A 26,246-nucleotide genomic window follows, 5' to 3' on the forward strand; every position below is an offset into this window, starting at 1 on the left:
TCCTCGCTGATGGCTTAGCCCATGCGGCCGGCGGCCAGCTTGTCGAGGTTGGAGCGGGTGTTCAGCGCGTCCTGACGGACGAAGGGCAGGGGCTGCCTGGGATCGGCCAGCAGGTGCGTGTAGCGGTAGCCGATCACGGTGCCGACCTGCCGGCCCTGCAAGTCCTCCAGGCGCTCGATGTCGGGCGCCTCGGGCCGCGCGGCCACCACCTCGGCATTGGGCAGCACCGGCACGCTCCAGCGGTATTCGCCCTCCAGCCAGCCCGGCAGCACATAGCAAACCAGGTCGGCCTCGCCCTTGCGCAGGGTTTCGGACACGCGCCGGCTCGGCACCGGAAGGTAGCGCGCCTTGCGCTGCAGGCGCTCGGCCAGGCGGTCGCCGATGTCCTTGAGGATGCCGCTCTCCAGCAGCCCGCCTGGGCCGAAGTACGCGATGGGCTCAGTGTGGTTCGTCGGAGCGACGAACACGATCTCCTGCGCCTGCGCAGTGGCGCACAGGCAGCTGGCGAGCAGGAGGGCGCGCAGGCGGGTCATCCGGCGTCCAGTGCCTCCAGCAGGCGCTCCAGCCCGCCGCTTTCGATCGACACGCGGGCCTGCTCACGCACCCGGGGCTTGGCATGGAAGGCCACCGAGAGCCCGGCCGCACCCATCATCGGCAGGTCGTTGGCGCCGTCGCCCACGGCCATGGCCTGCTGCTGGCTGCAGCCCAGGCGCTCGCAGTGTTCGAGCAGGAACAGGCGCTTCTGCTCGCCGTCCACCACATCGCCCCAGGCCTGCCGGCGCACCCGGCCGGTGAGCCGGCCGTCCACGACCTCGAGTTCGTTGGCGCGCACGAAATCCATGCCCAATTCGGCTGCGACGAAGCGCGTGAAGTGGGTGAAGCCGCCCGACACCAGGCCCAGCTTCAGCCCGGCCGCCTTCAGCGCCGCGCACAGCTCGCGTGCGCCCGGGTTGAAGCGCAGGCGCTCCTGCAGCACGCGCTCCAGCAGGCTCTCGGGCTGGCCGGCCAGCAGGGCCAGCCGGCGGCGCAGGGATTCACGGAAGTCGGTGATCTCGCCGCGCATCGCCGCTTCGGTGATGGCGGCCACCTGTTCGCCCACCCCCGCCAGGGCGGCGATCTCGTCAATGCACTCGATCGCGATCAGCGTCGAGTCCATGTCGAAGGCGGCGAAGCGGAAATCGGCCAGGCGCGGGCGGGGGCCGCGCAGGATCAGGCCGGGGGCGATCTCGGTCATGCGGTGGCTTTCGGTGGGCCGATCAGGCGGAGGACCTCGCGCACACAGTGCGCACGATCGGCCGGGTCGGAGAGGGATTTGTCGATGCGCAGCTTGTCGTTGCCGACCAGCTTGATGGACGGGTTCTTCTGCACCAGCTGAATCACCTTGATCGCCTCGATCGGCGGGTTGGGCTTGAACAGCACATTGATGACGCCCGGTGCGGCGTCGATGCGCGTCACGCCGTGGGCTTGCGCCAGCACGCGCAGGCGGTGCGTGTCAAAGAGCGTCTGGCCCTGCGGCGGCAGGGTGCCGAAGCGGTCGGTGATCTCCTCCAGCAGCGCGTCGATGTGCTCGGCCTTGCTGGCGCTGGCCAGGCGCTTGTAGAGCGACAGGCGCGTCTGCACGTCGCCGCAGTAGGCGTCGGGCAGCAGGGCGGGGGCGAACAGGTTGATCTCGGTGACGGCGGCCAGCGGGTTGGCCAGGTCCGGCTCCTTGCCGCTCTTGAGGGCACGCACCGCCTCGGCCAGCATGTCGTGGTAGAGCTGGTAGCCCACCTCCATCATGTTGCCGCTCTGTTTTTCGCCCAGCACCTCGCCAGCGCCGCGGATCTCCAGGTCGTGCATGGCCAGGTAGAAGCCGCTGCCCAGCTCCTCCATGGCCTGGATGGCCTCCAGGCGCTGGGCGGCCTGTTTGGTCAGGCCCTCCAGGTCCGGCACCATCAGGTAGGCATAGGCTTGGTGGTGGCTGCGGCCCACGCGGCCGCGCAGCTGGTGCAGCTGGGCCAGACCGAACTTGTCGGCGCGGCTGATGACGATGGTGTTGGCCGAAGGCACGTCGATGCCGGTCTCGATGATGGTCGAGCACAGCAGCAGGTTGTGGCGCTGGGCCACGAAGTCGCGCATCACCTTTTCCAGCTCGCGCTCGGGCATCTGGCCGTGCGCCACGGCGATGCGTGCCTCGGGAATCAGCTCTTCCAGCGCCTGGCGGCGGTTCTCGATCGTCTCGACCTCGTTGTGCAGGAAGTAGACCTGGCCGCCGCGCTTGAGTTCGCGCAGCACGGCCTCGCGGATCACGCCCTTGCCCTCGTTGCGCACGAAGGTCTTGATGGCCAGACGGCGCTGCGGCGCGGTGGCGATGACGGAGAGGTCGCGCAGGCCCTCCATCGCCATGCCGAGCGTGCGCGGAATGGGCGTGGCGGTGAGCGTCAGCACGTCCACTTCCGCGCGCAGGGCCTTCATGGCCTCCTTGTGGCGCACGCCGAAGCGGTGTTCCTCGTCAATGATGACCAGGCCCAGGCGCTTGAACTTGGTGTCGGGGCTGAGCAGCTTGTGAGTGCCGACGACGATGTCGATGCTGCCGTCCTCCAGCCCCTGCTGCGCAGCCTTGATCTCCTTGGTGGTGCGGAAGCGGCTCATCTCGGCCACCTTCACCGGCCACTGGCTGAAGCGGTCGCTGATGTTCTGGGCGTGCTGCTCGGCCAGCAGGGTGGTGGGCGCCAGCACGGCCACCTGCTTGCCGCCCATCACGGCCACGAAGGCGGCACGCAGCGCGACCTCGGTCTTGCCGAAACCCACGTCGCCGCACACCAGCCGGTCCATCGGCCGTGGGCTGATCAGGTCCTGCACCACGGCGTGGATGGCGGCGCGCTGGTCCGGCGTCTCCTCGAAGCCGAAGCTGGCGGCGAAGGCCTCGTAGTCGTGCGGGCTGTAGCGGAAGGCGTGGCCCTCGCGGGCGGCGCGGCGGGCGTACAGGTTCAGCAGCTCGGCGGCGGTGTCGCGCACCTGCTCGGCGGCCTTGCGCTTGGCCTTTTCCCATTGCCCCGAACCCAGTCGATGGAGTGGGGCTTCCTCGGCGCTCACCCCCGTGTAGCGCTGGATCAGGTGCAGCTGTGCCACCGGCACGTAGAGCACGGCGTCGTCCGCATACACGAGGTGCAGGAACTCCGAGTTGCCCTGCCCCAGGTCCATGTGCTTGAGACCCTGGTAGCGGCCGATGCCATGGCTGACATGCACCACCGGGTCGCCGATCTTGAGCTCGCTGAGGTCCTTGATCAGCGCGTCGACGTTGCTGACCTGCTCCTGGCGGCGCCGGCGGCGTGCGGCCGGCGCGGTGGCGAAGAGCTCGGTCTCGGTCAGCAGCTGTAGCTGCCGCTCGCCCTCGATCCAGAAGAAGCCTTCGGACAGGGGCGCGGCCAGCAGTGCGAACTTCTCGCCCGAGTCGTCAAACTCCTGCAGGGTCTTGAACGAAGGCGCGTCGAGCTTGTGCTCGCGCAGCAGGTCCAGCAGGCTTTCGCGCCGGCCTTCGCTCTCGGCCAGCAACAGCACCTTGTGCGGGGTGCTGTCCAGGTGCCGGCCCAGCTTGGCCAGCGGCTCCTGGGCGCCGCGCTCGATGCTCAGGTCCGGCAGGGGGCGCGCGAAGTCCACCGCCTCGCGCTGGTTCAGCGTCAGCACCGCCAGCGGGTGGGTGCAGGCGAACAGCTCCTCGGGGCGCAGGAAGATGGCTTCCGGCGGCAGGATCGGGCGTTCGGGGTCGGTGGCGAGCAGCTTGTGGCGCTCGCGCGTGTCCTGCCAGAAGCGCTGCAGCGCTTCGTCCACGCTGCCCAGCAGGGCCACGGCGGCCTGATTGCCGAGGTAGTCGAAGAAGGTCGCGGTCTGCTCGAAGAACAGCGGCAGGTAGTACTCGATGCCGGCGCCAGCCAGGCCTTCGCCCATGTCCTTGTAGAGCCGCGCCTTGCTCGGGTCGCCGTCCATCGCTTCGCGCCAGCGGCTGCGGAACAGCTGGCGCGAGGCCTCGGTCATCGGGAACTCGCGGCCGGGCAGCAGGCGCACCTCGGGCACGGGGTAGAGGCTGCGCTGGCTGTCGGGGTCGAACACACGGATCGAGTCGATCTCATCGCCGAACAGGTCGACCCGGTAGGGCACGGCCGAGCCCATCGGGAACAGATCGATCAGACTGCCGCGCACCGCGTACTCGCCGGGGCTCACCACCTGGCTGACATGCTGGTAGCCGGCCAGCAGCAGTTGGGCGCGCAAGGCCGCCTCGTCCAGGGCCTGGCCCTTCTTGAACTGGAAGGTCGTGCCGGCCAGGAAGCTGGGCGGGGCCAGGCGGGTCAGCGCCGTCGTGGCCGGCAGCAGCACGACGTCGATCTCGCGCTGGCTGGCCGGCTTGCCCTGCGACTGCAGCAGCTGCCAGAGCGTGGCCAGGCGCTCGGAGATCAGGTCATGGTGCGGACTGAAGCGGTCCCAGGGCAGGGTTTCCCAGTCCGGGAACACGGCCACGCGCAGGCCCGGCGCGAAGAAAGGCAGTTCGGCTTCCAGGCGCTGGGTGTCGCCAGGGTCCGCACACACGATGGCCGTGACGCGCTCCACCTGGCTCTGACAAAAGCGCGCCAGCAGCAGCGCGTCAGCAGCGCCAAGGGGCCGGGGCGCCTGGTGGCGTTTGCCCAGGGCAATCGAGGGGAGAAGGGTCATCGGGACAGCACAAACAACGAAGCCCCAGGACGGGGCGGGCGAATTGTCTCAAAGGGCTTGGACAACTCTCACCACGCTTCGTTCCCGATGAAAGCTTGAATCGCCAGGGGCGCGATTGATGAAGTTGGGGCAGGTGCGGCACATGCTCGGCGGCTGGTTCGAGAGAATTGCTTGCCGCAAATTGCGCAGCGTAGGTCCGGCCCACAGTCTGGGAAAGCTGTCTCCTGCTAACAAGTTGCCGATTTCCTGGATGCGGCAATCCGGATACGGAAACACGTCGCCCGTGCTGTTGACGTAGACGCTGTTGAACGGTTTGCGGCAGAAGGCGGTCTCTGCGCCGACGCTCGGAGAGTCGGGCGCAAGCTGGAGTTCACGGCTACCGATGCAGCCGATTGCGCCTCCCGCGGTCTTCGCCAGGACTTCCAGGCACACGGCGCCATGCAATTGGGCTGCCTGCAGTTCGGCGGATTCGAACCGGCAAATCCAGCCCGCGCGTGAAGACTGCGGGTAGCCCGGGCGGGCCAGGGCGACGTCTGGCCGCGAGCCGTGGATGCGTTTGGCCACCTTTTGCAGGCTGGTTCCTGCCGCTGTAGACAAACGAACCGTGACAGCGTCGATGCCGTCACGCGCCAGCGCCCACCCCGCAACATCTAGCGCCCCGCGCACCTCAGCGCATTGCGCGGCAGGCAAGTCAACGCAGCCGATGGGCTGTGGTTCCAGGTGGCGGAGAAGCGGCAAGCGGGTCCAGCGCGTCCAAGCCCAACACCGTGTGCGCGGCGACCGACCGAGTTCACTTCTCGATGGGTGGGACGGAATGGGCGGGCTGGTTTGATCTCCCGGGAAAAAATCCGGAAACGTGATCAATTGGACGGAGGGAGAGCGTTCCACGCGTCGCATGAAGCGTTCGAAATGCTGGTTCGCCTCATGCGGCATGTGCACCAGCGATTGCGCTTCCATGTCGAGGCCGGCATAGGGCATGAGCAGTCGACACCCAATGCGCGCGACACCAAGCGCCTCCGCCAAGTCGACAAACTCGTCGAGCTCTTCCAGGTTGTCTCGCATCAAGGTCACATTGAATTGCACCAGGGGCGTGCTTCGACCCAGTGCAGCCTTCATGTCGCGCAGACGCGCGAGATTGGTGGTCAAGCGCTCGAAGCTGGCGCCGCGCCGAATGCGTTCGTAGGTCTGCGCGCGAGCGCCATCGATCGATACATCGATCTGGGTGACCTTCGATCGCAGGATGGCGGCACACAAGTCCGTTGTGAGCTTGATGCCGTTGGTCAGGAACTTCAGTTCCTTCAGCGGCCATTGGGAGGCTCGATCCAGGATTTCTTGGAAATGAGGTGAGACCGTGGGCTCGCTACCCGCCGAGAGCACCACCGTGTGCGCGAAGGGGAAAATTTGCGCGGCAATCCGGTCGAATTGCTCCGGATTCAGGTGCTCCGCCGGGCGGTAGAAAAATTCATCAAAACTGAAGTGGCACATCGTGCAGCGCAAGTTGCACTTGTTGGACACATCGATGAGGACCTTCAATTGCCCTAGCCCCAGCGGGGGCGAAAGATCGGCAAGGTCCAGTTTCTGCATGTGTGTCTCCCATCGACAATCCGCGCCCATTCGGGATGGGTTGCTATCCCCAATCAGCTTGAGGGGCGGCGATTCTTGACTAACAAGGGCATTGGTAGCACCAACCACTTCACCTTTTTGCGCACGGCCGCGGCCTTGCTCGTTCTTTGGTCGCATCAGCATGCTCTGTCTGGCATCCCTGAAAGCGGCGTCTTGGGCGTGCACAGCTGGGGTGGGTTGGGCGTGTTGATCTTTTTTACGGTCAGCGGCTTCCTGGTGACCCAGAGCTGGCAGTCGGATCCCCACATGGGGCGGTTTGCGCTTCGGCGCCTGCTGCGCATCTGGCCGGCTTTTGCCGTCGCGATCCTGTTGAGCGCCTTGGTGCTCGGGCCAGCCCTGAGTGATTTGAGCCTGCGTGCGTATTTTTATGACCACCGGTTCACCGAATACTTGAACAACCTGGTCTTTCGCTTGCGTGGCGAGTTGCCACTGCGATTTGAGGGCAACGCGCTTCCGACGGCGATCAACGGCTCGTTGTGGACCATTCCGCTGGAGCTGCGCTGCTACGCGATCCTCGCGGTGGTCGGGGCGATGGGCCTGTTGAACCGACGGGCCCTGGTGCTGGCGATCACCTTGGGGCTGGCCCTCTTGCACGCGGGGGTTCAATTGCGCGGTGAGCTTTTCACCCAGTGGGTCAGCCCGAAGATTGAAGAGCTGTATTTCGTCGAGTTTGGTATTGCCTTCTTGATGGGCGTCTCGGTGCGCTTGTACTGGACTGAGCTGGCGCCTCGCATGCATTGGGTGCTGCTGGCGACGCTGGTGCTGGGCGGCGGATCTTGGTGGCTCGGCCGGCCGGTTCTGAGCATGCTCCTGGTGGTGCCCGTCGCGACCTTGATGTTTGCCACCCGCAGTTGGCTCGGGCTGCGGGACATGGACCGCGTCGGTGATTTCTCCTACGGCATTTACCTGTACGCCTTCCTGGTTCAACAGCTGTTGATCTGGGCGTTCCGGGACCATCTGGGGTGGTGGCCGCTGTTGGGGCTGACGATCTTGGTGACCGTGTCCCTGGCGGCTGCGTCTTGGTATGGCGTTGAGCGGCCGCTGCAGCGCTTCAAGCCCCGGGCGCGACGCGTTGCGGTGCCTGTGCCAGTGGCTCCTGGCGCAGGCGTGGTGCCCCTCAGCCCTTGACCTTGGGCAACCGCCCCATCACGTAGAACTCTGCGTTCGGCATCAGCGAAATGGTGTTCGCGATCCGGTTGCTCATGCCGAAGAGGCCGACGATGCTGGTGATGTCCCAGGCGTCCTCGTCGTCGAAGCCGGCGGCGTGCAGGGCGGCGTAGTCGGTCTCGCCGATGGACTGCGCGTCCAGGCAGACCTTCATGGCAAAGGCCAGCATGGCGGCCTGGCGAGGCGTCACCTCGGCCTTCAACGGATTGGTGGCGAGCTGGTCCGCCAGCAGCGGCGCCTTGGCGTAAATGCGCAGGATGGCGCCATGCGCCACCACGCAGTACAGGCAGCGGTTGGCGCCGCTGGTGGCCACGATGATCATTTCCTTCTCGGCCTTGCTCAGGCCCCCTTCCCGCAGCAGCAGGGCGTCGTGGTAGGCCAGAAAGGCACGCAGCTCGTCCGGCCGACGCGCCAGCGCCAGGAAGACGTTGGGCACGAAGCCGGTCTTCTCCTGCACCTCCAGGATGCGGGTGCGCAGGTCCTCGGGCAGTTCGGCCACGGCGGGCACGGGATAGCGGCAGATGGCGGTCATGGCGTGCGTCCTTTCGGCCGGGATTGTGGTCGGGGTCACAATCGCGCCCGCCTTCCCAAGCTGTACCGCGCATGAGCCTGAACCCCCGCCTCAACCGTCGCCACCTGTTTGCCGCCCTGGGCGCCAGCTGTCTGCCCGCCTGGGCGCAGTTCCGAGTCGAGATCTCCGGCGTGGGTGCCACCCAGCTGCCGATCGCCATCGGCGAGTTTCGCGACGAATCCCGCACCGGCGTGGCCACCATCGTGCGCGCCGATCTGGAGCGCAGTGGCCAGTTCAAGCTGATCGACGCCGGCCTCGCGCCCATCACCGAACTGAGCAGCCCCGCCTTCACCGAGTGGCGCACCAAGGCCGCCGACGCGCTGGTGGGCGGCTCCATCACCCGGCTGGCGGATGGCCGCTTTGATGTGCGTTTCCGGCTCTGGGACGTGGTCTCGGGCAAGGATCTTGGCGGCGAGAGCCAGTTGGTGATGCAGGACGATCTGCGCCTGGCAGCGCACCGCATGGCCGATGCCATTTACCTGAAGCTGACCGGGGAGCGCGGCGTGTTCGCCACCCGTCTGGCCTATGTGACCAAGGCCGGCCGCCAGTACGCGCTGCGCATTGCCGACGCCGACGGCGAGGGCGGTCAGGTGGCGGTGACCAGCCCCGAGCCGCTGATCTCGCCGGCCTGGGCGCCCGATGGCCACACCATCGCCTATGTGAGCTTCCACACCGGCAAGGCGGTGGTCTATCTGCAGGACCTGGCCACCGGCCAGCGCCGTACCTTGGCGGACTTCCGCGGCACCAACAGTGCCCCGACCTTCTCGCCCGACGGCCAGCGCCTCGCGCTCTCGCTCTCGCGCGACGGCGGCACCCAGCTGTTCATGATCAACCGCGATGGTTCCGGCCTACAGCGCCTAGCCAAGAACCTGGCCATCGACACCGAACCGGTGTTCACTCCCGACGGCCGCACGCTGTATTTCGTCAGCGACCGGGGGGGCGGCCCGCAGATCTACCGCATGCCGGCGGAGGGTGGCTCGGCCGAACGTGTCAGCTTCAATGGCCCTTACAACGTCAGCCCGGCCATCAGCCCGGACGGCCGCACTCTGGCCTATGTGGCGCGCCAGGACGGTGCCTTTCGCGTCTGCGTGATGGATCTGGCCAATGGCGGCGGCACCCGCGTCATCAGCGACACGGCGGACGACGAATCGCCCAGCTTCGCGCCCAATGGCAAGCTGCTCGTCTACGCCACCCGCTCGCAGGGCCGCGACGTGCTGATGACTTCGACCTTGGATGGCAAGGTCAAGGCCAAGCTCATCATCACCAGTGCCGATGTGCGTGAGCCCGCTTGGGGGCCGTTCGGGCGCTGAATGCCGCTGGGACATGCCGCATTGCCAAATCTGTGCCGGAATCGGCAGGGGCATGAATCCTGACGCCAAGCTAAACCGGCCAGGAATCCGCGACAATAACGGGTTTTCCGTCCTACCCACGCCGGTCCGCCGGCCTCATTCATTCGAGAGTTCGACATGACGATGTCCCGCTTTGCCCTGGCCGCCGTGGCCGCCGCTGTCCTCGCCGGTTGCAGCACCACCAAGCTGGAAGAGACCCCGAAGGCTCCGGTCGAAACCCGTCAGCCCACCCCGGCCCAGCCGACCCAGCCGAAGGCCCCGGAATCGGCCGTCAAGACCGTCGACCTGGCCGCCGAGCAGCTGGCTGCCGTGGCGGACAAGCGCGTCATCTACTTCGACTTCGACAGCTATGTGGTGAAGGACGAGTTCCGCCCCACCGTCGAGGCCCACGCCAAGCGCCTGAACCTGATCAAGACCCAGAAGGTCAGCCTGGAAGGCCATGCCGACGAGCGCGGCAGCCGCGAGTACAACTTGGCCCTGGGCCAGAAGCGTGCCGAGGCCGTGAGCCAGCAGCTGGGCCTGCTGGGCGTGGCCGCCGGCCAGGCCGAGCCGGTCAGCTTCGGCAAGGAGCGCCCGGCCGTTCAGGGCACCGGCGAAGCCGTGTGGGCCAAGAACCGTCGCGTCGAAGTCAAGGACAAGTGATGCAACAGCGCCTGCGTCAGCTCTGTGCGGTTCTGGCCCTGGCCGGCGCACTGCCGGCGCAGGCCGCGCTGTTCTCCGACGATGAGGCGCGCAAGGCCATCCTGGAATTGCGCGCCAAGGTCACTGCGCTGGAGGAGGCGCAAAAGCGCCTGGCCTCCAGCCAGGACGTGCAGGATCAGCTGCAGACCCTGCGTCGCAGCCTGCTCGAGATTTCCAACCAGAACGAGGCGCTGCGCGCCGAGATGGCCCGCCTGCGCGGCGCCAACGAGCAGCTCACGCGCGATCTGGCGGACACCCAACGTCGCCTGAGCGACCAGCTGCAGGGCTTTGATGCCCGCATCAAGCAGTTCGAGCCGCAGAAGGTCGCGCTGGATGGCCAGGAGTTCAAGGTCGAACCCGAGGAGCAGCGCCAGTACGAGGCCGCAATGGGCCTGCTGCGCCGCGGCGAGTTCGCCCAGGCCGCAAGCGCCTACGAGAGCTTCCTCAAGCGCTTCTCGGCCAGCGGCTATGGCGCGGTGGTGCGCTTTTGGCTGGGCAATGCTCAGTACGGTCAGCGTGCCTACGCGCCGGCCATTGCCACCTTCCGCGAGTTCCTGAAGCTCAACCCTCAGCACCCGCGCGTGCCTGAGGCCCTGCTGGCCCTGGCCAATTGCCAGATCGAGCTCAAGGACAGCAAGTCGGCGCGCAAGACCCTGGACGAGCTCATCAAGGCGCACCCAGGCAGCGAGGCTGCCCAGGCCGCGAAAGAGCGCCGCGCCAGCTTGAAGTGAGGCCTCGCGGCCTGATCCCCACCTGGCCCGCCGCCTCCGCCGCGGGCCTTCTTTTTTGGCAGCGATGAACGAAGCCGAGCTGTTGACGCGCACCCAGCAGGTGCTGGCCCTGGGCTTTGGGCTCGGAGCGCTTTTGGGCGCGCTGGCCCAGCGCACCCAGTTCTGTGTAATGGGGGCGATCAGCGACGCCGCCTTGCTGGGCGAACAGGCGCGGCTGCGCCAGTGGGTGCTGGCCATCGCCGTGGCGCTGATCGGCTTCAATCTGCTGGTAGCGGCCGGCTGGGTCAGCGCGGCACAGACCGTCTACGGTGCGCGCACGCTGCTCTGGGTGTCGCATCCAGTCGGGGGCCTGCTATTCGGCTTCGGCATGGTTCTGGCCTCGGGCTGCGGCACCAAGACCCTGGTGCGTGTGGGTGGCGGCAACCTCAAGTCCCTGGTGGTGCTGCTGGTGATGGGCCTGGCGGCCTTCATGACGCTGCGCGGGCTGACCGCGGTGCTGCGCCACCATGGGCTCGACCGCTGGGTGATCGAACTGCCCACGGGCCAGGATCTGCCCGGCCTGCTTGCGCAGGCGCTGGGCCTGCCGGTGCCACAGCTGGCATTGGGCCTGGGGCTTGGCCTGGGCGTTCTGCTGCTGACCTGGGTGCTCCGCCACCCCGAAGGCCGCCGTGCGGACGTGTGGGTTGGTGGGGCAGGCGTCGGATTGCTGGTGTGCGCGCTGTGGGCGCTGAGCAGCCGCTTCGCCTTCGTGCCCGAGCACCCGGCCACGTTGGAGCCGGCCTACCTGGCCACCGCGGGCAACCGCCCGGAGTCCTTTAGCTTTGTTTCGCCCAGTGCCGGCCTGCTGGATTACCTGCTGCTCTTCAGCGACCGCAGCAAGACCCTGAGCCTGGGCGTGGCGGTGCTGCTGGGGGTGATTGCGGGCGCGGCGCTCAGCAGCCTGCTTCGGCGCGAGTTCCGCTGGGAAGGCTTTCGCCAGACCGAGGATCTGGCCAACCACCTGGTGGGTGCGCTGCTGATGGGCGTGGGCGGCGTCACCGCGCTGGGCTGCACCTTCGGCCAGGGCATCAGCGGCCTGTCCACGCTCAGCCTGGGCAGCCTGCTGGCCACCGCGGGCATCGTGCTCGGTGCGCTGGGTGCGCTGCGTTACCAACTCTGGCGGGCCGACCATGCAGGCTGAGGACCTGGAGCGCCGCTTCGGTGGCCTGCGCCGGCTTTACGGTGCCCCCGGCTACGCGGCCCTGCGCGGGCTGCGTCTGGGGGTGGTGGGCCTGGGTGGCGTGGGCTCCTGGGCGGTGGAGGCGCTGGCGCGCAGCGGCGTGGCGGGGCTCACCCTGGTCGACCTCGACCATGTGGCCGAGTCCAACATCAACCGCCAGGTGCAGGCGCTGAGCAGCAGCCTGGGGCAGCACAAGGGTGAGGCCCTGCGCGCGCGCATTGCGGAGATCCACCCCGGCTGCGAGGTGCGCGTGATCGACGCCTTCGTCGAGCCTGGCAACTGGCCGGGGCTGCTCGACGGCGCGCCGCTGGATGGCCTCATCGACGCCTGCGACCAGGTGCGTGCCAAGGCCGCGCTGGCGGCCTGGGCGCTGCAGCAGCGCAGCGCGTTCGTCAGCGTGGGAGCAGCGGGCGGCAAGCAGCGCCCCGAGGCGCTGGAGCTGGCCGATCTGGCCGAGACCACACACGACCCGCTGCTTGCTTCGCTGCGCGCCCGTCTGCGCCGCGAGCAGGCCGCGCCGCGGCAGGGGCGCATCGGGCTGCGCTGCGTGTTTTCGCGCGAGGCGGTGGCGCGGCCAGTTCAGGAGGGCGAGGCCTGCGCCGTGGATGGCAGCCTGAATTGCGCCGGCTATGGCTCCAGCGTGATGGTGACCGCCGCCTTCGGCATGGCCGCCGCTGCGGAGCTCATCCGGCAAAGTTTGAAAGAAATTTCGACGGGCGCTTGAAGACTTCAAAAAGTATGCATATACTGACTGGCTTTCCTGACGCGGGTCGGTAGCTCAGTCGGTAGAGCAGCGGACTTTTAATCCGTTGGTCGCGAGTTCGAGTCTCGCCCGACCCACCACCGCCATAATGGCGGACGGAAAAATTCAGGGCTCTTAGCTCAGTTGGTAGAGCAGCGGACTCTTAATCCGTTGGTCGTAGGTTCGAATCCTACAGGGCCCACCAAATACCTGAATGAAATCAACGGCTTGCACCGGAAACGGGGCAGGCCGTTGGTCCATTTTCGGCTTGCAAACTGCGACCCGGACGAATTGCCGCGGCAAAGTGCATGGGCAGTCCGGGCTTGCGAAAAGCGCGCCGGAAAGGCTCGGCTAGAGTCATCCGCTTTGTGCGCGCCTTCTGGTGCGCGTGGGCGCCTTGCGGGCGCTTTGTGCAGAGCGATCGCGATGTCTGAATCCGAACTTTTTCAGCGCCACCTTGACCACATGCGGGCGGCCGCCCAGCCGGTGGCCGAGCAATGGCTGGCGGCCTGCGTGCGCAGGTTGGCAGAACCTGCGATGGACCGTGCTGCCGCCCAGCCGGTGTTGGTCTTGATCCGCTCCGCGCACGCGCGCTGGGTGGGTGATCTGGCGATGCGCATTCGGCAGGGCATCACGGCTGCGCAGCTGAAGCGGCGGCCCGCCCCCGCGGCTGCGCGCCCGGCCGCACCGCGCAGCCTCAGCGATCTGACCCTGGTCGACGAGGACCAGGCCGAACGCGAGATCGAGGTCTCGCGCGTGATCCAGGTGGTGGACCTGGAGGCCGAATGGGTATTGCGCGAGCTGGTGGGCCTGGCGAGTGCCCTGCAGGTGGCGCATGGCGAACCGATGGGCCTGGCGCAGTACCCGGCCGGCCCGGCGGTCTACGCCCGCGCCTTCGGCGAGATGGCCCAGGCCATGCAATTGACGCCGGTGCAACGCGCCGCCCTGATGCGGGCCGCCTGCGCGGGTGCGGCCGAGGTGCTGAAGGCCGCCTATACCGAGGCGGCGCAGCAGATCCGCTCCTGGGGTGTACAGGAGGCGCGCTACCAGCGCAGTGCCGCGCCGGGGTCGAGCCAGGAGGCCCGCTTGTCCCTGGGCCCCTCGATGCAGCGTTTGCTGTCCAGCCCGAGGCTGCAAGCGGGTGGGGACGACCCCAGCGTGGCCCTGCTGGCGCGCCTGTTTCAGGAGATGCTGACCGACCCCCGCCTGAACGGCCCGATGCGCCGCGTGGTGGCGCGCTTGCAGGGCACGGTGCAGCAAACCGCGCAGCGCGACCGCAGCGTGCTGGCCAGCCAGGATCACCCGGTGTGGCAGCTGATCGAGCAGATTGCCAGCTATGCCGAGGAGCACGGCCAGCCCGAGGACGCCGCGGCCTCCGATTTCATGCAGTTCGTGGAGCCGCTGGTGGACCGCCTGGTCGCCGGCCCTGCACCGGGCCGCGAGGCCTATGACCAGGCCTTGGGCGAGCTGCGCGGCTACGTGGCGCAGGACGAGGCGGCCGAGCTGGCACGCGAAGCCGAAGCGCGCCGCCTGCTGGACCAGGCCGAGCATGAGGATGCGCTGCGGCCGGTGCTGCGCGAGCAGGTGCAGCTCTCCCTGCGCAAGGCACCCCAGGTGGGTGAGAACCTGCGGCTCTTCCTGCTCGGCCCCTGGACGGATGTGATGGTGCATGCCGTCGTGCATCTCGGTGATGGCCACGCGGAGACGCAGGGCATGCTGTCCGCGGTGGACGAGTTGCTGTCCAGCCTGCAACCCCTGCAGGACGCCGCGCAGCGCCAGCAGCGCATGCGCGAGCTGCCCGGGCTCGTGGCCCGCCTGCAGCGTGGCATGCAGCTGGTGGGCATGTCCAAGGCGCGCGCCGAGGCCATGCTGGACGAACTGATGGACGTGCATCGCAAGCTGTTGCTGGCTCCCACTGCGGCACCGACGCCGGAACCTGCTGCGCCCGCAGCGCCGGCCGCGCCGGACACCGACATCCAGTGGGACGACGACGACGCCTATTTGCGCGAACAGCCGACCGACCGCTGGGGCCACAGCGACACCAATCTGGGCCATCTGCCCACCGTGCCCATGGGCCTGGACGCCGAAGCCGCCGGTGCGGCGGTGGCGCAGTGGGTCAAGGGCCTGCGCGAAGGCCAGCGCTGCAAGATCTTCCTGCAGGGTCAGTGGGTGACGGCGCGCCTGATGTGGCAGAGCGAGAACGGCGGCTTCTTCATGTTCTCGTCGCCGCTTGAAGGCGGCTCGCACTCGCTCACGCGCCGTGCGCTGGAGCGCCTGCGTGCGGAGGGCCTGGTCACCGATTTGGCCGAGCCCAGTCTGCTGCAGCGTGCGGTGGACAGCCTGATGCAGGATCTTTAACTGACGCTGGGCTCCAGCAACTGCAGCGTGCCAGCGTCGGCGTCGATCTCGGCCAGCGCCCCCACCGGCACGGTGAACTTGCGGCGGATGTGGCCGATCATGGCGCCGCGGTAGACCGGTACGTTCAACGGCAGGAAGTACTCGTCGAACAGCTCGTCGAGCGTGAGCGCGCCATAACCCTCGCCGGGCTCGCACTTGGTGAACTGGCCCAGCACCACGCCGGCCACCTGGCCCAGCGCGCCCGTCAGGCGCAGCGTGGAGAGCATGCGGTCCACGCGGTAGATGTACTCGTTGATGTCTTCCAGGAACAGGATGGCGCCGCGGAAGTCTGGCCAGTAGGCCGAGCCGGCCATGGCCGTCAGCACCGCCAGGTTGCCGCCCACCAGGCGGCCGCGCGCACGGCCGCCGCGGATGGTCTGGATGCGGTCATTCGTCTGCACCAGGTGCTCGCCCAGCTCGCCCGTGGGGTTCTTCAAGAGCGGCGTGCCGGCCTGCATCACCAGGGCCTTGAAATGTTCGACGCTGAAGCCGTTCCATTGCGACAGCGCGGTGGGGCTGTGGAAGGTGATCAGCCCGGTTTGCTGATGAATGGCGTTGACCAGCGCCGTGAGGTCCGAGAAGCCGCCGAAGAACTTGGGCGTGCGGCGGATCTGCGCGTAGTCGATGGCCGGCAGGATGCGCGTGCCGCCGCTGCCGCCGGTGAGCGCGATCAGGCCCTGCACGCCGTCGTCGGCAAAGAAGCGGTTGATGTCCTCGGCGCGCTGGGCGTCGGTGCCGGCCAGGTGGCCGTGGCGGGCGCGCAGGTGCAGCCCGGGCTTGACCTTGAAGCCCAGGGCCTGCAGGGCCTCGGTGGCGATCTGGAAGGGCTCGCGCTCGTAGGTGGCGTGGGCGGGGCTGATCAGGCCCAGGGTGTCGCCGGGCTTGAGGCGCGGGGCACGCAGCACCGGTTTGGTTTCCGCAAAGGCGGGCAGGGCGGCGCTGGCCGCGGCCAGGCTCAGCAGATGACGGCGCGAAACGCTCATAGCACGCGGGGCAGTTGGGCGCGCACCAGGGTGCGGTCGCCGAAGTCGAAATGCCACCACTCGGTGGTGATGGGGTGAAAGCCGGCCTGGCGCATGGCCGCGCGCAGCCAGCCGCGCGCCTGCAGCTGCGCGTGCGTGAGACGCCCCTGCGCCAGCAGCTCGGCCTCGAACTCGGGGTGGGAGAGGGCGTCCATCTCGTCGAAGCCCGAGCCCATGTCGAGTTCCTGGCCTTGCGCGTCCAGCAGGGTCACGTCCACCGCCATGCCGAAGCTGTGGATGGAGCCTCGCTCCGGGTGGGCCAGGTAGATGGCCAGCGGCGTGCCGGCCAGCTCCTGGTAGAGCGCCTCCTGCACGCGCTGCGGGCGCAGGGCGTCGAGCACGCGCAGGCGCAGGCCCGGCTGGTGGGCAGCAAGCCAGGCGGCGGCCTGCTGCAGGCCGGTAGCGGCTTCGCGGCGCAGCCAGGCGCAGTCCAGCCCGCCGTAGACGGCGCGGCCGACGAAGTTGTCGCGCGTGGCGTAGCGCAGGTCCAGATCCAGTTCGGGCAGGCTGAGCAGGTGCACGAAGTCCGGGTGGCCGGGCACGTCCTCGCAGAGCAGGGTGAGCGGCGCGTTCATAGCGTGGCCAGGCTGGCGCGCGTGGCGTCGGCAATCTGCTTCACCAGCTTGCGGCCCACCTGGGGCAGGGGGGCGTTGGCGGCGCTCAGCAGCACCAGGTTCACCGGCGCGCTGGGCTTGAGCGGGCGCACACGCACGCGGCTGCGGTCGGCCGCGGTGGCGGTGAAGGGGTCCACCACGGAAAGGCCCAGTCCGGCCTCGACGAGCGAACGTGCCAGCTGATAGGTCTGCACGGTGAAGCGGCTGCGCGGGTGCAGGCCGGCCGCTTCGAAGCCGGCCATCAGCTGGCTGCCCAGCGGGTCGTCCTCGGCCATGGCGATCAGCTCGGTCTCGATCTCGGCCAGCGCCAGCGGGCCTTCGGCCTGGGCCTCGGGGCTGCCCAGCGGGCACAGGGCCATCAGCGGGCCGCTGGCCAGCACCTCGGCCTTGATGCCGGGGTGGCGCGGGTCCTGCAGGCTCAGGCCCAGGTCGGCCTCGCCCACCAGCAGGGCACTGACGATCTCGCGCGTGTGGTGCGTGGCCAGCCGGCAATGGTTGTTTGGAAATGCCTTGGCCCAGGCGGACATGGCGGCCGGCAGCACCGAAGCACCCAGTGCTGGCGTGGCCATCACGCGCAGGCTTTCCGATTCCCCCGCGCGCAGGCTGGCGGCCAGGCGGCGGATGCCGATCAGGTCGCGGTTGAGCTTGTCCACCTCGACGAACAGGCGCTGCGCCTCGGGCGTGGGCACCAGCTTGCCCTTGACGCGGTCGAACAGCGGCAGGCCCAGTTGCAGCTCGGCGTGCTGCAGCACCTTGGTGACGGCGGGCTGCGAGATGTGCAGCACCTGGGCCGCGCCGCTGATGGAGCCGGCCTGCATGATGGCGTGGAAGACTTCGATGTGGCGCAGTCTCACTCTCTGTAAACCCCCTCGAAATCGACGCTGCCATTCGGCGCCATCGTGAAGCCGCGCACGTCCTGGCGCACGGGAATGTAGATCGTCGAGTGCGCCATGGTGATCCAGGGCCGCTCGCGTTTGAAGATCTCCTGTGCCTGCTCGTACAGCTGCTTGCGCGCCTGCGGGTCGGTGGTGGCGCGGGCCTGGTCGATCAGGCGCTCGAACTCGGGGTGGCAGAACTTGATGCCGGTTTTGTTGGCCGCGCAGCTCAGGTTGGGCGTGAGGAAGTCGTCGGCATCGCCGCTGTCGCCGCTCCAGCCGCTCATGTAGACATCGTGCTCGCCCTTGTTGGCACGCTTCAGGTACTCGCCCCACTCGTAGGTCTTGATGCGCGCGCGCACGCCGATGCGCGCCCAGTCCTGCTGGATCAGCTGGGCCATCAGCTGGCCGTTCGGGTTGGTGGGCCGCGCCACCGGCAGCGCCCAGAGGTCCAGCTCAAAGCCCTGGCCCAGGCCGGCTTCGGCCAGCAGCTGGCGCGCCCGCTCGGGGTTGAACTCGTTCTTCAGGCCCTGGTGGAAGCCGGGGATGACGGGCGGAAAGGCGCTGACGGCCTGCAGCGCGTCGCCGCGCGGGAACAGGGCCTTGAAGATGGCATCGCGGTCCACCGCGATGTCCAGGGCCTCGCGCACGCGGCGGTCGGTCAGCGGGGCTTTCCTCAAGTTGAAGGCCAGGTAGGAGATGTTCAGCGCCTGGATCTTTTCCAGCCGCACGCCGGGCCGCCTCATCACCGAGGCCACGTCCACGTCGCGGATCGGGCTGGTGACCTGGCACTCGCCGGCAATCAGCTTTTGCACCCGCACCGCCGGCTCGCGGCTGATGCTGTACAGCAGCGCGGGTGTGCGCTGCGCCCCGCCCCAGTAGCCGGGGTGGGCCTGCATGCGCACCACATGGTCTTTCTCGTAGCGCTTGAACTGGTACGGCCCGGTGCCCACCGGCAGGCGGTTGATCTGCGCGGCCTGCCCTTGCTTAAGAAGCTGCGCACCGTACTCAGCCGACTGGATGCCGGCAAAGCTCATCGCAAAGGTGCTGAGGAAGGTGACGTTGGGCGCGCGCAGTGTGAAGCGCACGCGCAAGTCATCCAGTTTCTCGATCGACGCAATCTGCCGGGCCAGGCCCAGGTTCTGCGGGTAGATGAAGTTGGCCGCAAAGGCCTGGTTGAACGGGTGCTGGGGGTTGATGAAGCGCTGGTAGGTGAACAGCACGTCATCGGCATTGAAGGGGCGCGTGGGCGTGAACCAGGCGGTGCGGTGGAACTGCACCCCGGGGCGCAGCGTGAAGGTGAACGCCGTGGCGTCGGGCGAGACCTCCCAGGCCGTGGCCAGCTTGGGGATGAGCTCGGTGCCGCCGCGCTTGAAGCCCAGCAGACCCTGGAACATCTGGTTGTTCACGTTGCTGGTGCTGCTGCTGTCCCACAGGCCGGGGTCGAAGCCCTCGGGGCTGGCGTCGGCGCAATAGACCAGGGGCTTGGCGGCCAGGACGGGGCCGGCCAGGGCCAGTAGCAGGAAGAGAAGACGGGGCAACTGCATGCGCGCGATTGTGGTCAGGCACCGGCTCCGTTTCGCTGCCAAGCACCGCGCGGGCCATAACCCCAGGCTATGTAGGGAATGGGGCTTGACCTTGCACCGGCTCCAGGCTTTCCAATCGGCTTCCCTGACTTGATCTGCAACAGGGTCATCCCTCCCGCCCTCGATAGACTGCGACCCCTGATGAAGCGCCTGCTGCTGCTCCTGCTCACCCTGCTGCTGCCCCTGCAGGTCAGCTGGGCCTTGCTGGGCCCCTACTGCGGGGATGAGCACGAAGGCGCGACGGCCCATGCCCTGCATGCCGAGCAGGGCGGCCACCATCATGCCCAGGTCGATGCCACCGACGCGGACGACCCCGGCGCCAGCCTGGACTGCAGCCATTGCCACGGTCACATGACCCTCTTGCCGCCCGCCGAGGGCCAGGCGCCGCAGGTGCAGCTGCCTATGCCCTGGCTGGAAGAGGGCGGCACCGCCACGCCGGCCCGCGCCGGCCCGCGGCCCGAACGCCCGAAGTGGACAGCCCTCGCCTGAACGGCGAGGGACTGCCGAACTGATTCCGCCCGCGGGCTGCAGCGCAGCCCGCCCCTCGCCGATCGCCCCCGTGGTTTGTTTCCACCCTGGAGCATCGGATGCATTCGATTTTTCAAGCCCGGCTGCTGCCGTTGGCCCTGCTGTGCGCGGCCATGGCGGCCGCCAGCCCGGCCCCAGCCTCGGCCGGGCCTGAGCCGCTGAGCCTGCCGCAGGCCTTTGAGCGCGCCTGGGCACGCCAGCCCGAGGCGCAGGCCCTGGCCGCGCGCCGCGAGGCTGCGCAGGCGTTGCGCGCCGCGGCCGACGCCTGGACCCCCGAGCCCGCCGCGCTGGAGGCTTCGCTGCGCAGCGACCGCTTCAACCGCCGCCAGGGCGCGCAGGAACTGGAGCTGGGCCTGGCCCTGCCGCTATGGCTGCCGAACGAGCGCGCGCGCAGCCAGGCGCTGGCGGCGGCGCAGGCGCAGAGCGTCGAAGCCGAGGCCCTGCGCGCGCAGTGGCAGCTGGCCCAGCAGTTGCGCGAGCACTGGTGGGCGCTGGCCCTGGCGCGCGAAGAGCAGCAGGCCGCGCAGGAGCGCTGGCAGGCCAGCCAGGCCCTGGCGGCCGATGTGGCGCGCCGCACCCAGGCCGGCGAGCTGGCCCGCGCCGACCAGCACCAGGCCGAAGCCGCCGCTGCGGGCGCGCGCGCCGAGCAGTTGCTGGCGCAGGCCCGCAGCACGGCCGCCGAGCAGGATTTGCGTGCCCTGCTGGGCCTCGCGCCCGATGAGCCGCTGCCGCTGGCGGAGGCCCCCGAGCCCGAACCGGCCGAGGACAGCAGCGCCCACCCGCTGCTGGCCGCCCTGGCCGCCAAGGCCCAGAGCGCGCGCAGCGCCGCCGCCCTGGCGCAGGCGCAATCGCGCGCCAACCCCGAGCTGACCCTGCTGCAGACCCGCGAGCGCGGCGCCCGGGGTGAGGCCAGCAACGGCACGCTGAGCCTGGGGCTGCGCATCCCGCTGGGTGGCGGGCAGCGCCAGCGCGCCGCGCTGGCCAGCGCAACGGCCGAGCAGACCGAGGCCGAGATCGCCTTGGCGCGCGAGCGCGAACGCGTGCAGGCCCAGGTGCTGAGCGCCCGCGCCGCCCTGACCGCCGCCCGTGCCGTGCTGCAGCTTGCCGCCGAGCGCGCCCGCCTAGCCGGCGAAACCCGCGCCTTCTTCGACAAATCCTTCCGCCTGGGCGAGACCGACCTGCCCACCCGCCTGCGCGTCGAACTGGAAGCCGCCCAGGCCCAGCGCGAGCAGGCGCGGGCGCGCATCGCCCTGCACCAGGCCATTGCCCAAGTGCGCCAGGCCCTGGGCCTGCTGCCGCAGTGAAGTCACCGAAAGATTGCTGATGAACCCCAAACACCTGTTGATCGCGCTGGCCCTGCTGCTGGTGCACCCCGCCTGGGCTGGCCCGGGCCATGACCACGACCATGACCACGACGCCCCGCTCGCCAGCGCCCCGGCCCAGCCGCGTTTCGTCGCCAGCTCCGAGCTCTTCGAGCTGGTGGGCGTGCTGGATGGCAAGGCCCTGACGCTCTACCTGGACCGCGCCGACAGCAACGAGCCCGTCACCGCCGCCACGCTGGAGCTGGAACTGGCCGGTGCCAAGCTCAAGCCGCAACCCCAGGCCGACGGCAGCTTCCGCGCCGAGCTGGCCGCCGTGCCGGCTGCCGGCGTGCACCCCATTACCGCCACGGTGAGGGCGGGCGAGGACGCCGACCTGCTGGCCGGCGAGCTGGACCTGCATGCCGACGGGCATGACGAGCACGAGCACTTCAACTGGCAGCGCGCGGGGCTTTGGATCGGCCTCGGGCTGCTGGGTCTGCTCGGCGCCGTTGCAGGCTTGCGTCTGCGCCAGAAGGGCGGTGCCGCATGAAGCGCGCCCTTCTGCTGCTGAGCGCCAGCCTGCTGCTCATCCCCGCCTGGGCCGGCCCCGGGCACGACCATGGCGATGAAGCCGCCCCGGTCACGGCCGGCGGCCCGCGGCGCCTGCCCGATGGCTCGGTCTTCCTGCCCAAGCCGGCGCAGCGCCAGCTGGGCCTGCGCACCCAGGCCGTGGCAGCCGCCGAGCTGCCGCGCAGCCAGGAGCTGCAGGGCCAGGTGGTGATGGACCCGAACGCCGGCGGCCCGGTGCAGGCCGCGCAAAGCGGCCGCTTGATTGCGCCGCCGCAAGGCCTGCCCACGCTGGGCCAGCGCGTGCAGCGTGGCCAGCTGCTGGGCTATGTGGAACCGCTGGCCGGTGCGCTGGAGCGTTCGGCCCAGGCCGCCCAGCTGGCCGAGTTGCGCGCCGCGCTGCGCCTGGCCGAGCAGCGCGCGCAGCGCCTGCGGGAGCTGGCGGACACCGTGCCGCGCCGCGAGATTGAGGCCGTGCAGGCGGAAGTGGAGGGCTTGCGCGCGCGCATTGCCGCGCTGGGCCAGGGCCTGAGCGGGCGCGAGGCCCTGCACGCCCCGGTCAGCGGCGTCATCGCCTCGGCCCATGCCGTGGCGGGCCAGATCGTCGAGGCGCGCGAGCTGCTGTTCGAGGTGGTGGACCCGCAGCGCCTGCGCATCGAGGCGTTGGCCTATGACATCTCGCTGGCGAACGACATCGGCGCCGCCTTTGTCGCGGGCGAATCGGCGCAGCCGCTGCGCTTCCTGGGTGCCGGCAGCCGCCTGCGCGAGCAGGCCTTGCCCTTGAACTTCAACGGTGCCCAGGGTTTGGCCCTGGGCCAGAGCGTGCGCGTGGTGGTGCAAAGCCGCAGCCGCATCCAGGGCCACGCCGTGCCCGCGCAGGCGCTGGTGAAGAACCCATCGAACCAGACCATCGTCTGGGTCAAGCAGGCGCCCGAGCGCTTTGTGCCGCGCGTGGTGCAGGTGCAGGCGCTGGATGGTGCGCGTGTGGCCGTGACCCAGGGCCTGAACGACGGCGAACGCGTCGTCACGAAGGCCGCCACCTTGCTCAACCAGGTGCGCTGACATGTTCGAGTTCCTGGTTCACAGCAGCTTGCGCAACCGGCTGATGGTGATGGCCCTGGCCGCCGCCCTGATGGTGCTGGGTGCGTTGACGCTGACGCGCACGCCGGTCGATGTCTTCCCCAGCCTGGATCGCCCGCAGGTGACGCTGCAGATCGAGGCCGGCGGCATGGCGCCCGAGGAGGTGGAGCAGCTCGTCACCCTGCCGCTGGAGCAGGCCATGAGCGGTCTGCCCGGTGTCACGGCGGTGCGCTCGGTGTCCTCGGTCGGGCTGGCCTTCGTCTACGTCACGTTTGACTGGGGCACCGACATCTACCGCGCGCGGCAGATCGTCAACGAGCGCTTCACCACCGCGCGCGATGCGCTGCCGGCCGGCGTGCAGCACGCGGCCATGGGGCCCATCAGCTCCATCATGGGCGAAGTGATGCTGGTCGCCATCCCCATCGACGAGGCCAAGATCAGCGCCATGGCCACGCGCGAGTACGCGGACTTCGTGCTGCGCCCGCGCCTGCTGGCCATCCCCGGCGTGGCGCAGGTCATTCCGATTGGCGGCGAGGTGCGCCAGGTCCAGGTTCAGCCTGACAGCGCGCGCATGGCCCAGCTGGGCGTCAGCGTGGAGCAGGTGCGCACCGCGCTGCAGGGCCATGCCGGCAACAGCAGCGGTGGCTTTGTGGAACTGAATGCGCGCGAGTACCTGATTCGCAATCTGGGCCGCACGACGCGGCTGGAAGATCTGCAGCAGCTGCCGGTGGCGTGGAAGAACGGCCAGTCCATTCTTCTAAGTCAGGTCGCCGCCGTGCGCTTCGCCCCGGCCATCAAGCGCGGCGATGCCGGCTTCAACGGAGTCCCCGCCGTCATCCTGGGCGTGCAGAAGCAGCCCGATGCCGACACCGTGGCGCTGACGCGCACCATTGAAACCGCGCTGGCCGAGCTCAAGCCCGGCCTGCCCGCCGGCATGCAGACGCCACGCGTCACCTTCCGCCAGGCCAGCTTCATCGAGGCCAGCATCGGCAATCTGCAGGGCAAGCTGATGGCGGCGGCGGCCATCGTGGCGGTGGTGCTGTACCTGTTTCTGGCGAATGTGCGCACCACCCTGATCTCGCTGGCGGCCATGCCGGCCTCGATCCTGATCACGGTGCTGGTGTTCCGCCACTTCGGTCTGTCCATCAACACCATGACGCTCGGCGGCCTGGCGATTGCCATCGGCGAGCTGGTGGACGACGCGGTGGTGGGCGTGGAGAACGTGCTGCGGCGCCTGAAGCTGAACCGCCAGCATGCGCATGGCCTCGGCCCGGTGGAGCTGATCGCCAAGGCCACGCTGGAGGTGCGCAGTGCCATCGTCGTGGCCACCTTGATCATCGTGCTGGTGTTCGTGCCGCTGTTCGTGTTGCCGGGCATCGAGGGGCGGCTGTTCGTGCCGCTGGGCGTGGCCTACATCACGTCCATCCTGGCCTCGATGCTGGTGTCCATCACGCTCACGCCCGTGATGGCCTACTACCTGCTGCCCAAGCTCAAGAGTCTGGACCATGGCGATCCGAAGCTGGTGCAGTGGCTCAAGGGCCGGTACGCCCGCGCCCTGGCCTGGGTGTTCAACCACACCCGCGCCGTGCTGGCGGCGGGGCTGCTGGCGGTGCTGGGTGCGCTGGCCCTGCTGCCTTTCTTCCCCACCACCTTCCTGCCGCCCTTCAACGAGGGCTCGGTGCTGGTGGGCCTGCGCCTGAACCCGGGCACCACCTTGCAGGAATCGGTGCAGCTGGCGCGCCAGGCCGAACGCCTGCTGAAAGAGGTGCCCGAGGTCGTCTACGTGGGCCGCCGCTCCGGCCGCGCCGAGATGGACGAGCACGCCGAGGGTGTGCATGTGTCCGAGCTCGACATCGGCCTGCGCGAAAGCCAGCGCCCGCTGGAGGCGGTGTACGCCGACATGCGCCAGCGCCTGGCCCATCTGCCCGCCGCCATCGGCCTTGGGCAGCCCATCAGCCACCGCATCGACCACATGCTCTCGGGCGTGCGCAGCGCCATCGCCATCAAGCTGTTTGGCGAGGACCTGGACACCCTGCGGGGCCAGGCCGAGGCCCTGCGCGCCCGGCTGGCCGGCATCCCGGGCATTGCCGACCTGGAGGTGGAAAAGCAGGTGCTCACCCCGCAGATCCAGGTGCGCGTGGACCACGCCGCCGCCCGGGCCTACGGCCTGGCGCCAGGGCAGTTGCTGGCCGAGTTGCAGCAGCTCATCGACGGCGAACGCATCACCCAGGTGGTGGAGGGAAACCGCCGCTTCGACCTGGTGCTGCGCCTGGCCGAGCCGGCGCGCAGCCTGCAGGCCCTGCCGCAGCTCTTGATCGACACCCCGGCCGGCCGCGTGCCCTTGGCCAAGCTCGCGCAGATCGAGGAGGGCGATGGTCCCAACCAGATCAACCGCGACGACGGCAAGCGGCGCATCGTGCTCTCGGCCAATGCCTCCCAGCGGCCGCTCTCAGACGTGGTGGCGGACATTCGCGCCGTGCTGGCCCAGCACCCGCTGCCCGAAGGCATGTTCGTTACCTTGGGTGGCCAGTTCGAGGCGCAGGAACAGTCCAGCCGGCTGATCGCGGGCCTGAGCCTGGTCTCGGCCGCGCTGGTCTTTCTGGTGCTCTACAGCCGCTACCAGAGCGGCCTGCTGACCCTGCTGATCATGGCCAACATCCCGCTGGCCCTGGTGGGGGCGGTGATTGGCCTGAAGCTCAGCGGCCAGCCGCTGTCGGTGGCGGCGCTGATCGGCTTCATCACCCTGGCCGGCATCTCCGTGCGCAACGGCATCCTCAAGCTCAGCCACTACATCAACTTGTGCGCCTTCGAGGGCGAGCGCTTCGACACCGCGATGCTGACCCGCGGCTCGCTGGAGCGCCTGAGCCCCGTGCTGATGACCGCGCTGGTGGCCGCCTTTGCGCTGGCGCCGCTGCTGTTCGAAGCCGGCCAGCCCGGCACCGAGGTGCTCTACCCGGTGGCCGTGGTGATCTTCAGCGGCCTGATCAGCGCCACCCTGCTCGACAGCTTCCTCACCCCGGCGATGGTCTGGCGCTTCGGGCGCGTCCCCATCGAGCGCCTGGCGGCCGATGCCGGCGGCCAGGTTTACTGATTTCCCCACCCCACAAGGAGTTCCCCATGAAGAAGTTCAGCCTCATCGGCAGCCTGCTGCTCGCCCTGACCCAACCCGCCTGGGCCAGTGGCGACCACGACCACGCCCACGAACACAAGCCCCTGCACGGCGGCATCGTCGTCGAGGCCGCCCACATGGACTGGGAGTTGGTGGCCAGCCCCGAGCGCATCGTCATCCATGTGCGCGACCACGGCAAAAAGGCCAGCACCGCCGGCGCCACCGGCAAGCTCACGCTGCTGAGCGGCGGGCACAAGAGCGAAGCGGTGCTGAAGCCCGCTGGCGAAGACCGCCTGGAAGCCCAGGGCCCCTTCACCCTGGGGCCGGGCACCAAGATCGTGGCGACGGTGCAGTTGCAGGGGAAGAAGGGGGCGAATGTGCGCTTCAGTTTGAAGTGA

The 26,246-nt window shown here is 68.9% G+C and carries 22 protein-coding genes and 2 tRNA genes; 15 read left to right on the top strand and 9 right to left on the bottom strand.

Features of this window, described 5'->3' with window-relative positions; genetic code table 11:
• Positions 1-14: 14 nt before the first annotated feature.
• From ACE3QP_RS04845 to ACE3QP_RS04860, 4 genes are read right to left on the bottom strand one after another with little or no spacing between them, the layout of a single operon-like run.
• Positions 15-533 (bottom strand): substrate-binding periplasmic protein, encoded by a 519-nt coding sequence (locus ACE3QP_RS04845; protein WP_374434018.1) that lies wholly within the window; start codon positions 531-533, stop codon positions 15-17.
• Positions 530-1,234 (bottom strand): phosphoserine phosphatase SerB, encoded by a 705-nt coding sequence (gene serB / locus ACE3QP_RS04850; RefSeq protein ID WP_374434020.1) that lies wholly within the window; start codon positions 1,232-1,234, stop codon positions 530-532. The genes ACE3QP_RS04845 and serB overlap by 4 nt, the downstream gene beginning before the upstream one ends.
• Positions 1,231-4,686, bottom strand: a complete 3,456-nt coding sequence (gene mfd / locus ACE3QP_RS04855) for a transcription-repair coupling factor (RefSeq protein ID WP_374434022.1) — start codon at positions 4,684-4,686, stop codon at positions 1,231-1,233. The genes serB and mfd overlap by 4 nt, the downstream gene beginning before the upstream one ends.
• A 48-nt stretch (positions 4,687-4,734) precedes the next feature.
• A complete protein-coding gene (locus tag ACE3QP_RS04860) occupies positions 4,735-6,270 on the bottom strand; it encodes a radical SAM/SPASM domain-containing protein (RefSeq protein ID WP_374434024.1) in 1,536 nt (511 codons plus the stop codon).
• Positions 6,271-6,345: 75 nt separating this feature from the next.
• Here ACE3QP_RS04860 and ACE3QP_RS04865 point away from each other — a divergent pair, with 75 nt between their 5' ends.
• Positions 6,346-7,437 (top strand): acyltransferase family protein, encoded by a 1,092-nt coding sequence (locus ACE3QP_RS04865; protein ID WP_374434026.1) that lies wholly within the window; start codon positions 6,346-6,348, stop codon positions 7,435-7,437.
• On the opposite strand, the gene ACE3QP_RS04870 is transcribed toward ACE3QP_RS04865, so the two are convergent.
• Positions 7,427-8,008, bottom strand: coding sequence for a peroxidase-related enzyme (locus ACE3QP_RS04870; protein WP_374434027.1), 582 nt, complete (start codon positions 8,006-8,008; stop codon positions 7,427-7,429). The two genes, ACE3QP_RS04865 and ACE3QP_RS04870, sit on opposite strands and share 11 nt — an antisense overlap.
• Positions 8,009-8,079: 71 nt before the next feature.
• Here ACE3QP_RS04870 and tolB point away from each other — a divergent pair, with 71 nt between their 5' ends.
• The 8 genes from tolB to ACE3QP_RS04910 all read left to right on the top strand — a co-directional run bounded on the left by tolB (position 8,080) and on the right by ACE3QP_RS04910 (position 15,127).
• Positions 8,080-9,357, top strand: coding sequence for a Tol-Pal system beta propeller repeat protein TolB (gene tolB / locus ACE3QP_RS04875; RefSeq protein WP_374434029.1), 1,278 nt, complete (start codon positions 8,080-8,082; stop codon positions 9,355-9,357).
• Between the two features lie 156 nt (positions 9,358-9,513).
• Entirely contained in the window at positions 9,514-10,038 is a 525-nt protein-coding gene (pal, locus tag ACE3QP_RS04880; RefSeq protein ID WP_374434031.1) for a peptidoglycan-associated lipoprotein Pal, read from the top strand.
• Complete coding sequence (gene ybgF, locus ACE3QP_RS04885) at positions 10,038-10,808, top strand: tol-pal system protein YbgF (protein WP_374434033.1); 771 nt, start codon at positions 10,038-10,040, stop codon at positions 10,806-10,808. Before pal ends, ybgF begins: the two co-directional genes overlap by 1 nt.
• A 64-nt stretch (positions 10,809-10,872) precedes the next feature.
• Positions 10,873-11,988 (top strand): YeeE/YedE family protein, encoded by a 1,116-nt coding sequence (locus tag ACE3QP_RS04890; protein ID WP_374434034.1) that lies wholly within the window; start codon positions 10,873-10,875, stop codon positions 11,986-11,988.
• On the top strand, positions 11,978-12,751 hold the full coding sequence (locus ACE3QP_RS04895) for a ThiF family adenylyltransferase (RefSeq protein ID WP_374434036.1): 774 nt from the start codon (positions 11,978-11,980) through the stop codon (positions 12,749-12,751). The genes ACE3QP_RS04890 and ACE3QP_RS04895 overlap by 11 nt, the downstream gene beginning before the upstream one ends.
• 43 nt (positions 12,752-12,794) lie before the next feature.
• A tRNA-Lys gene (locus tag ACE3QP_RS04900) sits at positions 12,795-12,870 on the top strand.
• 28 nt (positions 12,871-12,898) lie between these two features.
• Positions 12,899-12,974: transfer RNA gene (locus tag ACE3QP_RS04905), tRNA-Lys, on the top strand.
• A gap of 260 nt (positions 12,975-13,234) precedes the next feature.
• Positions 13,235-15,127 (top strand): DUF1631 family protein, encoded by a 1,893-nt coding sequence (locus ACE3QP_RS04910; RefSeq protein WP_374434038.1) that lies wholly within the window; start codon positions 13,235-13,237, stop codon positions 15,125-15,127.
• On the opposite strand, the gene ACE3QP_RS04915 is transcribed toward ACE3QP_RS04910, so the two are convergent.
• From ACE3QP_RS04915 to ACE3QP_RS04930, 4 genes are read right to left on the bottom strand one after another with little or no spacing between them, the layout of a single operon-like run.
• On the bottom strand, positions 15,124-16,149 hold the full coding sequence (locus tag ACE3QP_RS04915) for an LD-carboxypeptidase (RefSeq protein WP_374434040.1): 1,026 nt from the start codon (positions 16,147-16,149) through the stop codon (positions 15,124-15,126). The two genes, ACE3QP_RS04910 and ACE3QP_RS04915, sit on opposite strands and share 4 nt — an antisense overlap.
• Complete coding sequence (locus ACE3QP_RS04920; protein ID WP_374434042.1) at positions 16,146-16,763, bottom strand: M15 family metallopeptidase; 618 nt, start codon at positions 16,761-16,763, stop codon at positions 16,146-16,148. The genes ACE3QP_RS04915 and ACE3QP_RS04920 overlap by 4 nt, the downstream gene beginning before the upstream one ends.
• On the bottom strand, positions 16,760-17,656 hold the full coding sequence (locus ACE3QP_RS04925; RefSeq protein WP_374434044.1) for a LysR family transcriptional regulator: 897 nt from the start codon (positions 17,654-17,656) through the stop codon (positions 16,760-16,762). Before ACE3QP_RS04925 ends, ACE3QP_RS04920 begins: the two co-directional genes overlap by 4 nt.
• Positions 17,653-19,224 (bottom strand): ABC transporter substrate-binding protein, encoded by a 1,572-nt coding sequence (locus ACE3QP_RS04930; RefSeq protein ID WP_374434046.1) that lies wholly within the window; start codon positions 19,222-19,224, stop codon positions 17,653-17,655. Before ACE3QP_RS04930 ends, ACE3QP_RS04925 begins: the two co-directional genes overlap by 4 nt.
• Before the next feature lie 180 nt (positions 19,225-19,404).
• Between ACE3QP_RS04930 and ACE3QP_RS04935 the strand changes: the two genes are divergently transcribed.
• The 6 genes from ACE3QP_RS04935 to ACE3QP_RS04960 all read left to right on the top strand — a co-directional run bounded on the left by ACE3QP_RS04935 (position 19,405) and on the right by ACE3QP_RS04960 (position 26,246).
• Positions 19,405-19,752 carry a hypothetical protein gene (locus ACE3QP_RS04935; protein ID WP_374434048.1) on the top strand — a complete coding sequence of 116 codons (348 nt, stop codon included), beginning with the start codon at positions 19,405-19,407 and terminating at the stop codon, positions 19,750-19,752.
• 98 nt (positions 19,753-19,850) lie between these two features.
• On the top strand, positions 19,851-21,095 hold the full coding sequence (locus ACE3QP_RS04940; protein WP_374434049.1) for a TolC family protein: 1,245 nt from the start codon (positions 19,851-19,853) through the stop codon (positions 21,093-21,095).
• Between the two features lie 19 nt (positions 21,096-21,114).
• A complete protein-coding gene (locus tag ACE3QP_RS04945) occupies positions 21,115-21,642 on the top strand; it encodes a hypothetical protein (RefSeq protein ID WP_374434051.1) in 528 nt (175 codons plus the stop codon).
• On the top strand, positions 21,639-22,721 hold the full coding sequence (locus ACE3QP_RS04950; RefSeq protein ID WP_374434053.1) for an efflux RND transporter periplasmic adaptor subunit: 1,083 nt from the start codon (positions 21,639-21,641) through the stop codon (positions 22,719-22,721). Before ACE3QP_RS04945 ends, ACE3QP_RS04950 begins: the two co-directional genes overlap by 4 nt.
• Position 22,722: 1 nt before the next feature.
• Positions 22,723-25,830 carry an efflux RND transporter permease subunit gene (locus ACE3QP_RS04955; protein WP_374434054.1) on the top strand — a complete coding sequence of 1,036 codons (3,108 nt, stop codon included), beginning with the start codon at positions 22,723-22,725 and terminating at the stop codon, positions 25,828-25,830.
• Between the two features lie 26 nt (positions 25,831-25,856).
• The gene (locus ACE3QP_RS04960) at positions 25,857-26,246 is read left to right on the top strand and encodes a hypothetical protein (protein ID WP_374434056.1); all 390 of its coding nucleotides are present in this window, start codon (positions 25,857-25,859) and stop codon (positions 26,244-26,246) included.

Origin of the sequence: Inhella sp., from assembly GCF_041912635.1 — a bacterium.
GTDB lineage: Bacteria > Pseudomonadota > Gammaproteobacteria > Burkholderiales > Burkholderiaceae_C > Inhella.

Coding starts and splice junctions, on each gene's coding strand:
- ACE3QP_RS04845 (WP_374434018.1), bottom strand. CDS start 533: ATGACCCGCCTGCGCGCCCTCCTGCTCGCCAGCTGCCTGTGCGCCACT.
- serB (WP_374434020.1), bottom strand. CDS start 1,234: ATGACCGAGATCGCCCCCGGCCTGATCCTGCGCGGCCCCCGCCCGCGC.
- mfd (WP_374434022.1), bottom strand. CDS start 4,686: ATGACCCTTCTCCCCTCGATTGCCCTGGGCAAACGCCACCAGGCGCCC.
- ACE3QP_RS04860 (WP_374434024.1), bottom strand. CDS start 6,270: ATGCAGAAACTGGACCTTGCCGATCTTTCGCCCCCGCTGGGGCTAGGG.
- ACE3QP_RS04870 (WP_374434027.1), bottom strand. CDS start 8,008: ATGACCGCCATCTGCCGCTATCCCGTGCCCGCCGTGGCCGAACTGCCC.
- tolB (WP_374434029.1), top strand. CDS start 8,080: ATGAGCCTGAACCCCCGCCTCAACCGTCGCCACCTGTTTGCCGCCCTG.
- pal (WP_374434031.1), top strand. CDS start 9,514: ATGACGATGTCCCGCTTTGCCCTGGCCGCCGTGGCCGCCGCTGTCCTC.
- ybgF (WP_374434033.1), top strand. CDS start 10,038: ATGCAACAGCGCCTGCGTCAGCTCTGTGCGGTTCTGGCCCTGGCCGGC.
- ACE3QP_RS04890 (WP_374434034.1), top strand. CDS start 10,873: ATGAACGAAGCCGAGCTGTTGACGCGCACCCAGCAGGTGCTGGCCCTG.
- ACE3QP_RS04895 (WP_374434036.1), top strand. CDS start 11,978: ATGCAGGCTGAGGACCTGGAGCGCCGCTTCGGTGGCCTGCGCCGGCTT.
- ACE3QP_RS04910 (WP_374434038.1), top strand. CDS start 13,235: ATGCGGGCGGCCGCCCAGCCGGTGGCCGAGCAATGGCTGGCGGCCTGC.
- ACE3QP_RS04915 (WP_374434040.1), bottom strand. CDS start 16,149: ATGAGCGTTTCGCGCCGTCATCTGCTGAGCCTGGCCGCGGCCAGCGCC.
- ACE3QP_RS04920 (WP_374434042.1), bottom strand. CDS start 16,763: ATGAACGCGCCGCTCACCCTGCTCTGCGAGGACGTGCCCGGCCACCCG.
- ACE3QP_RS04930 (WP_374434046.1), bottom strand. CDS start 19,224: ATGCAGTTGCCCCGTCTTCTCTTCCTGCTACTGGCCCTGGCCGGCCCC.
- ACE3QP_RS04935 (WP_374434048.1), top strand. CDS start 19,405: ATGAAGCGCCTGCTGCTGCTCCTGCTCACCCTGCTGCTGCCCCTGCAG.
- ACE3QP_RS04940 (WP_374434049.1), top strand. CDS start 19,851: ATGCATTCGATTTTTCAAGCCCGGCTGCTGCCGTTGGCCCTGCTGTGC.
- ACE3QP_RS04945 (WP_374434051.1), top strand. CDS start 21,115: ATGAACCCCAAACACCTGTTGATCGCGCTGGCCCTGCTGCTGGTGCAC.
- ACE3QP_RS04950 (WP_374434053.1), top strand. CDS start 21,639: ATGAAGCGCGCCCTTCTGCTGCTGAGCGCCAGCCTGCTGCTCATCCCC.
- ACE3QP_RS04955 (WP_374434054.1), top strand. CDS start 22,723: ATGTTCGAGTTCCTGGTTCACAGCAGCTTGCGCAACCGGCTGATGGTG.
- ACE3QP_RS04960 (WP_374434056.1), top strand. CDS start 25,857: ATGAAGAAGTTCAGCCTCATCGGCAGCCTGCTGCTCGCCCTGACCCAA.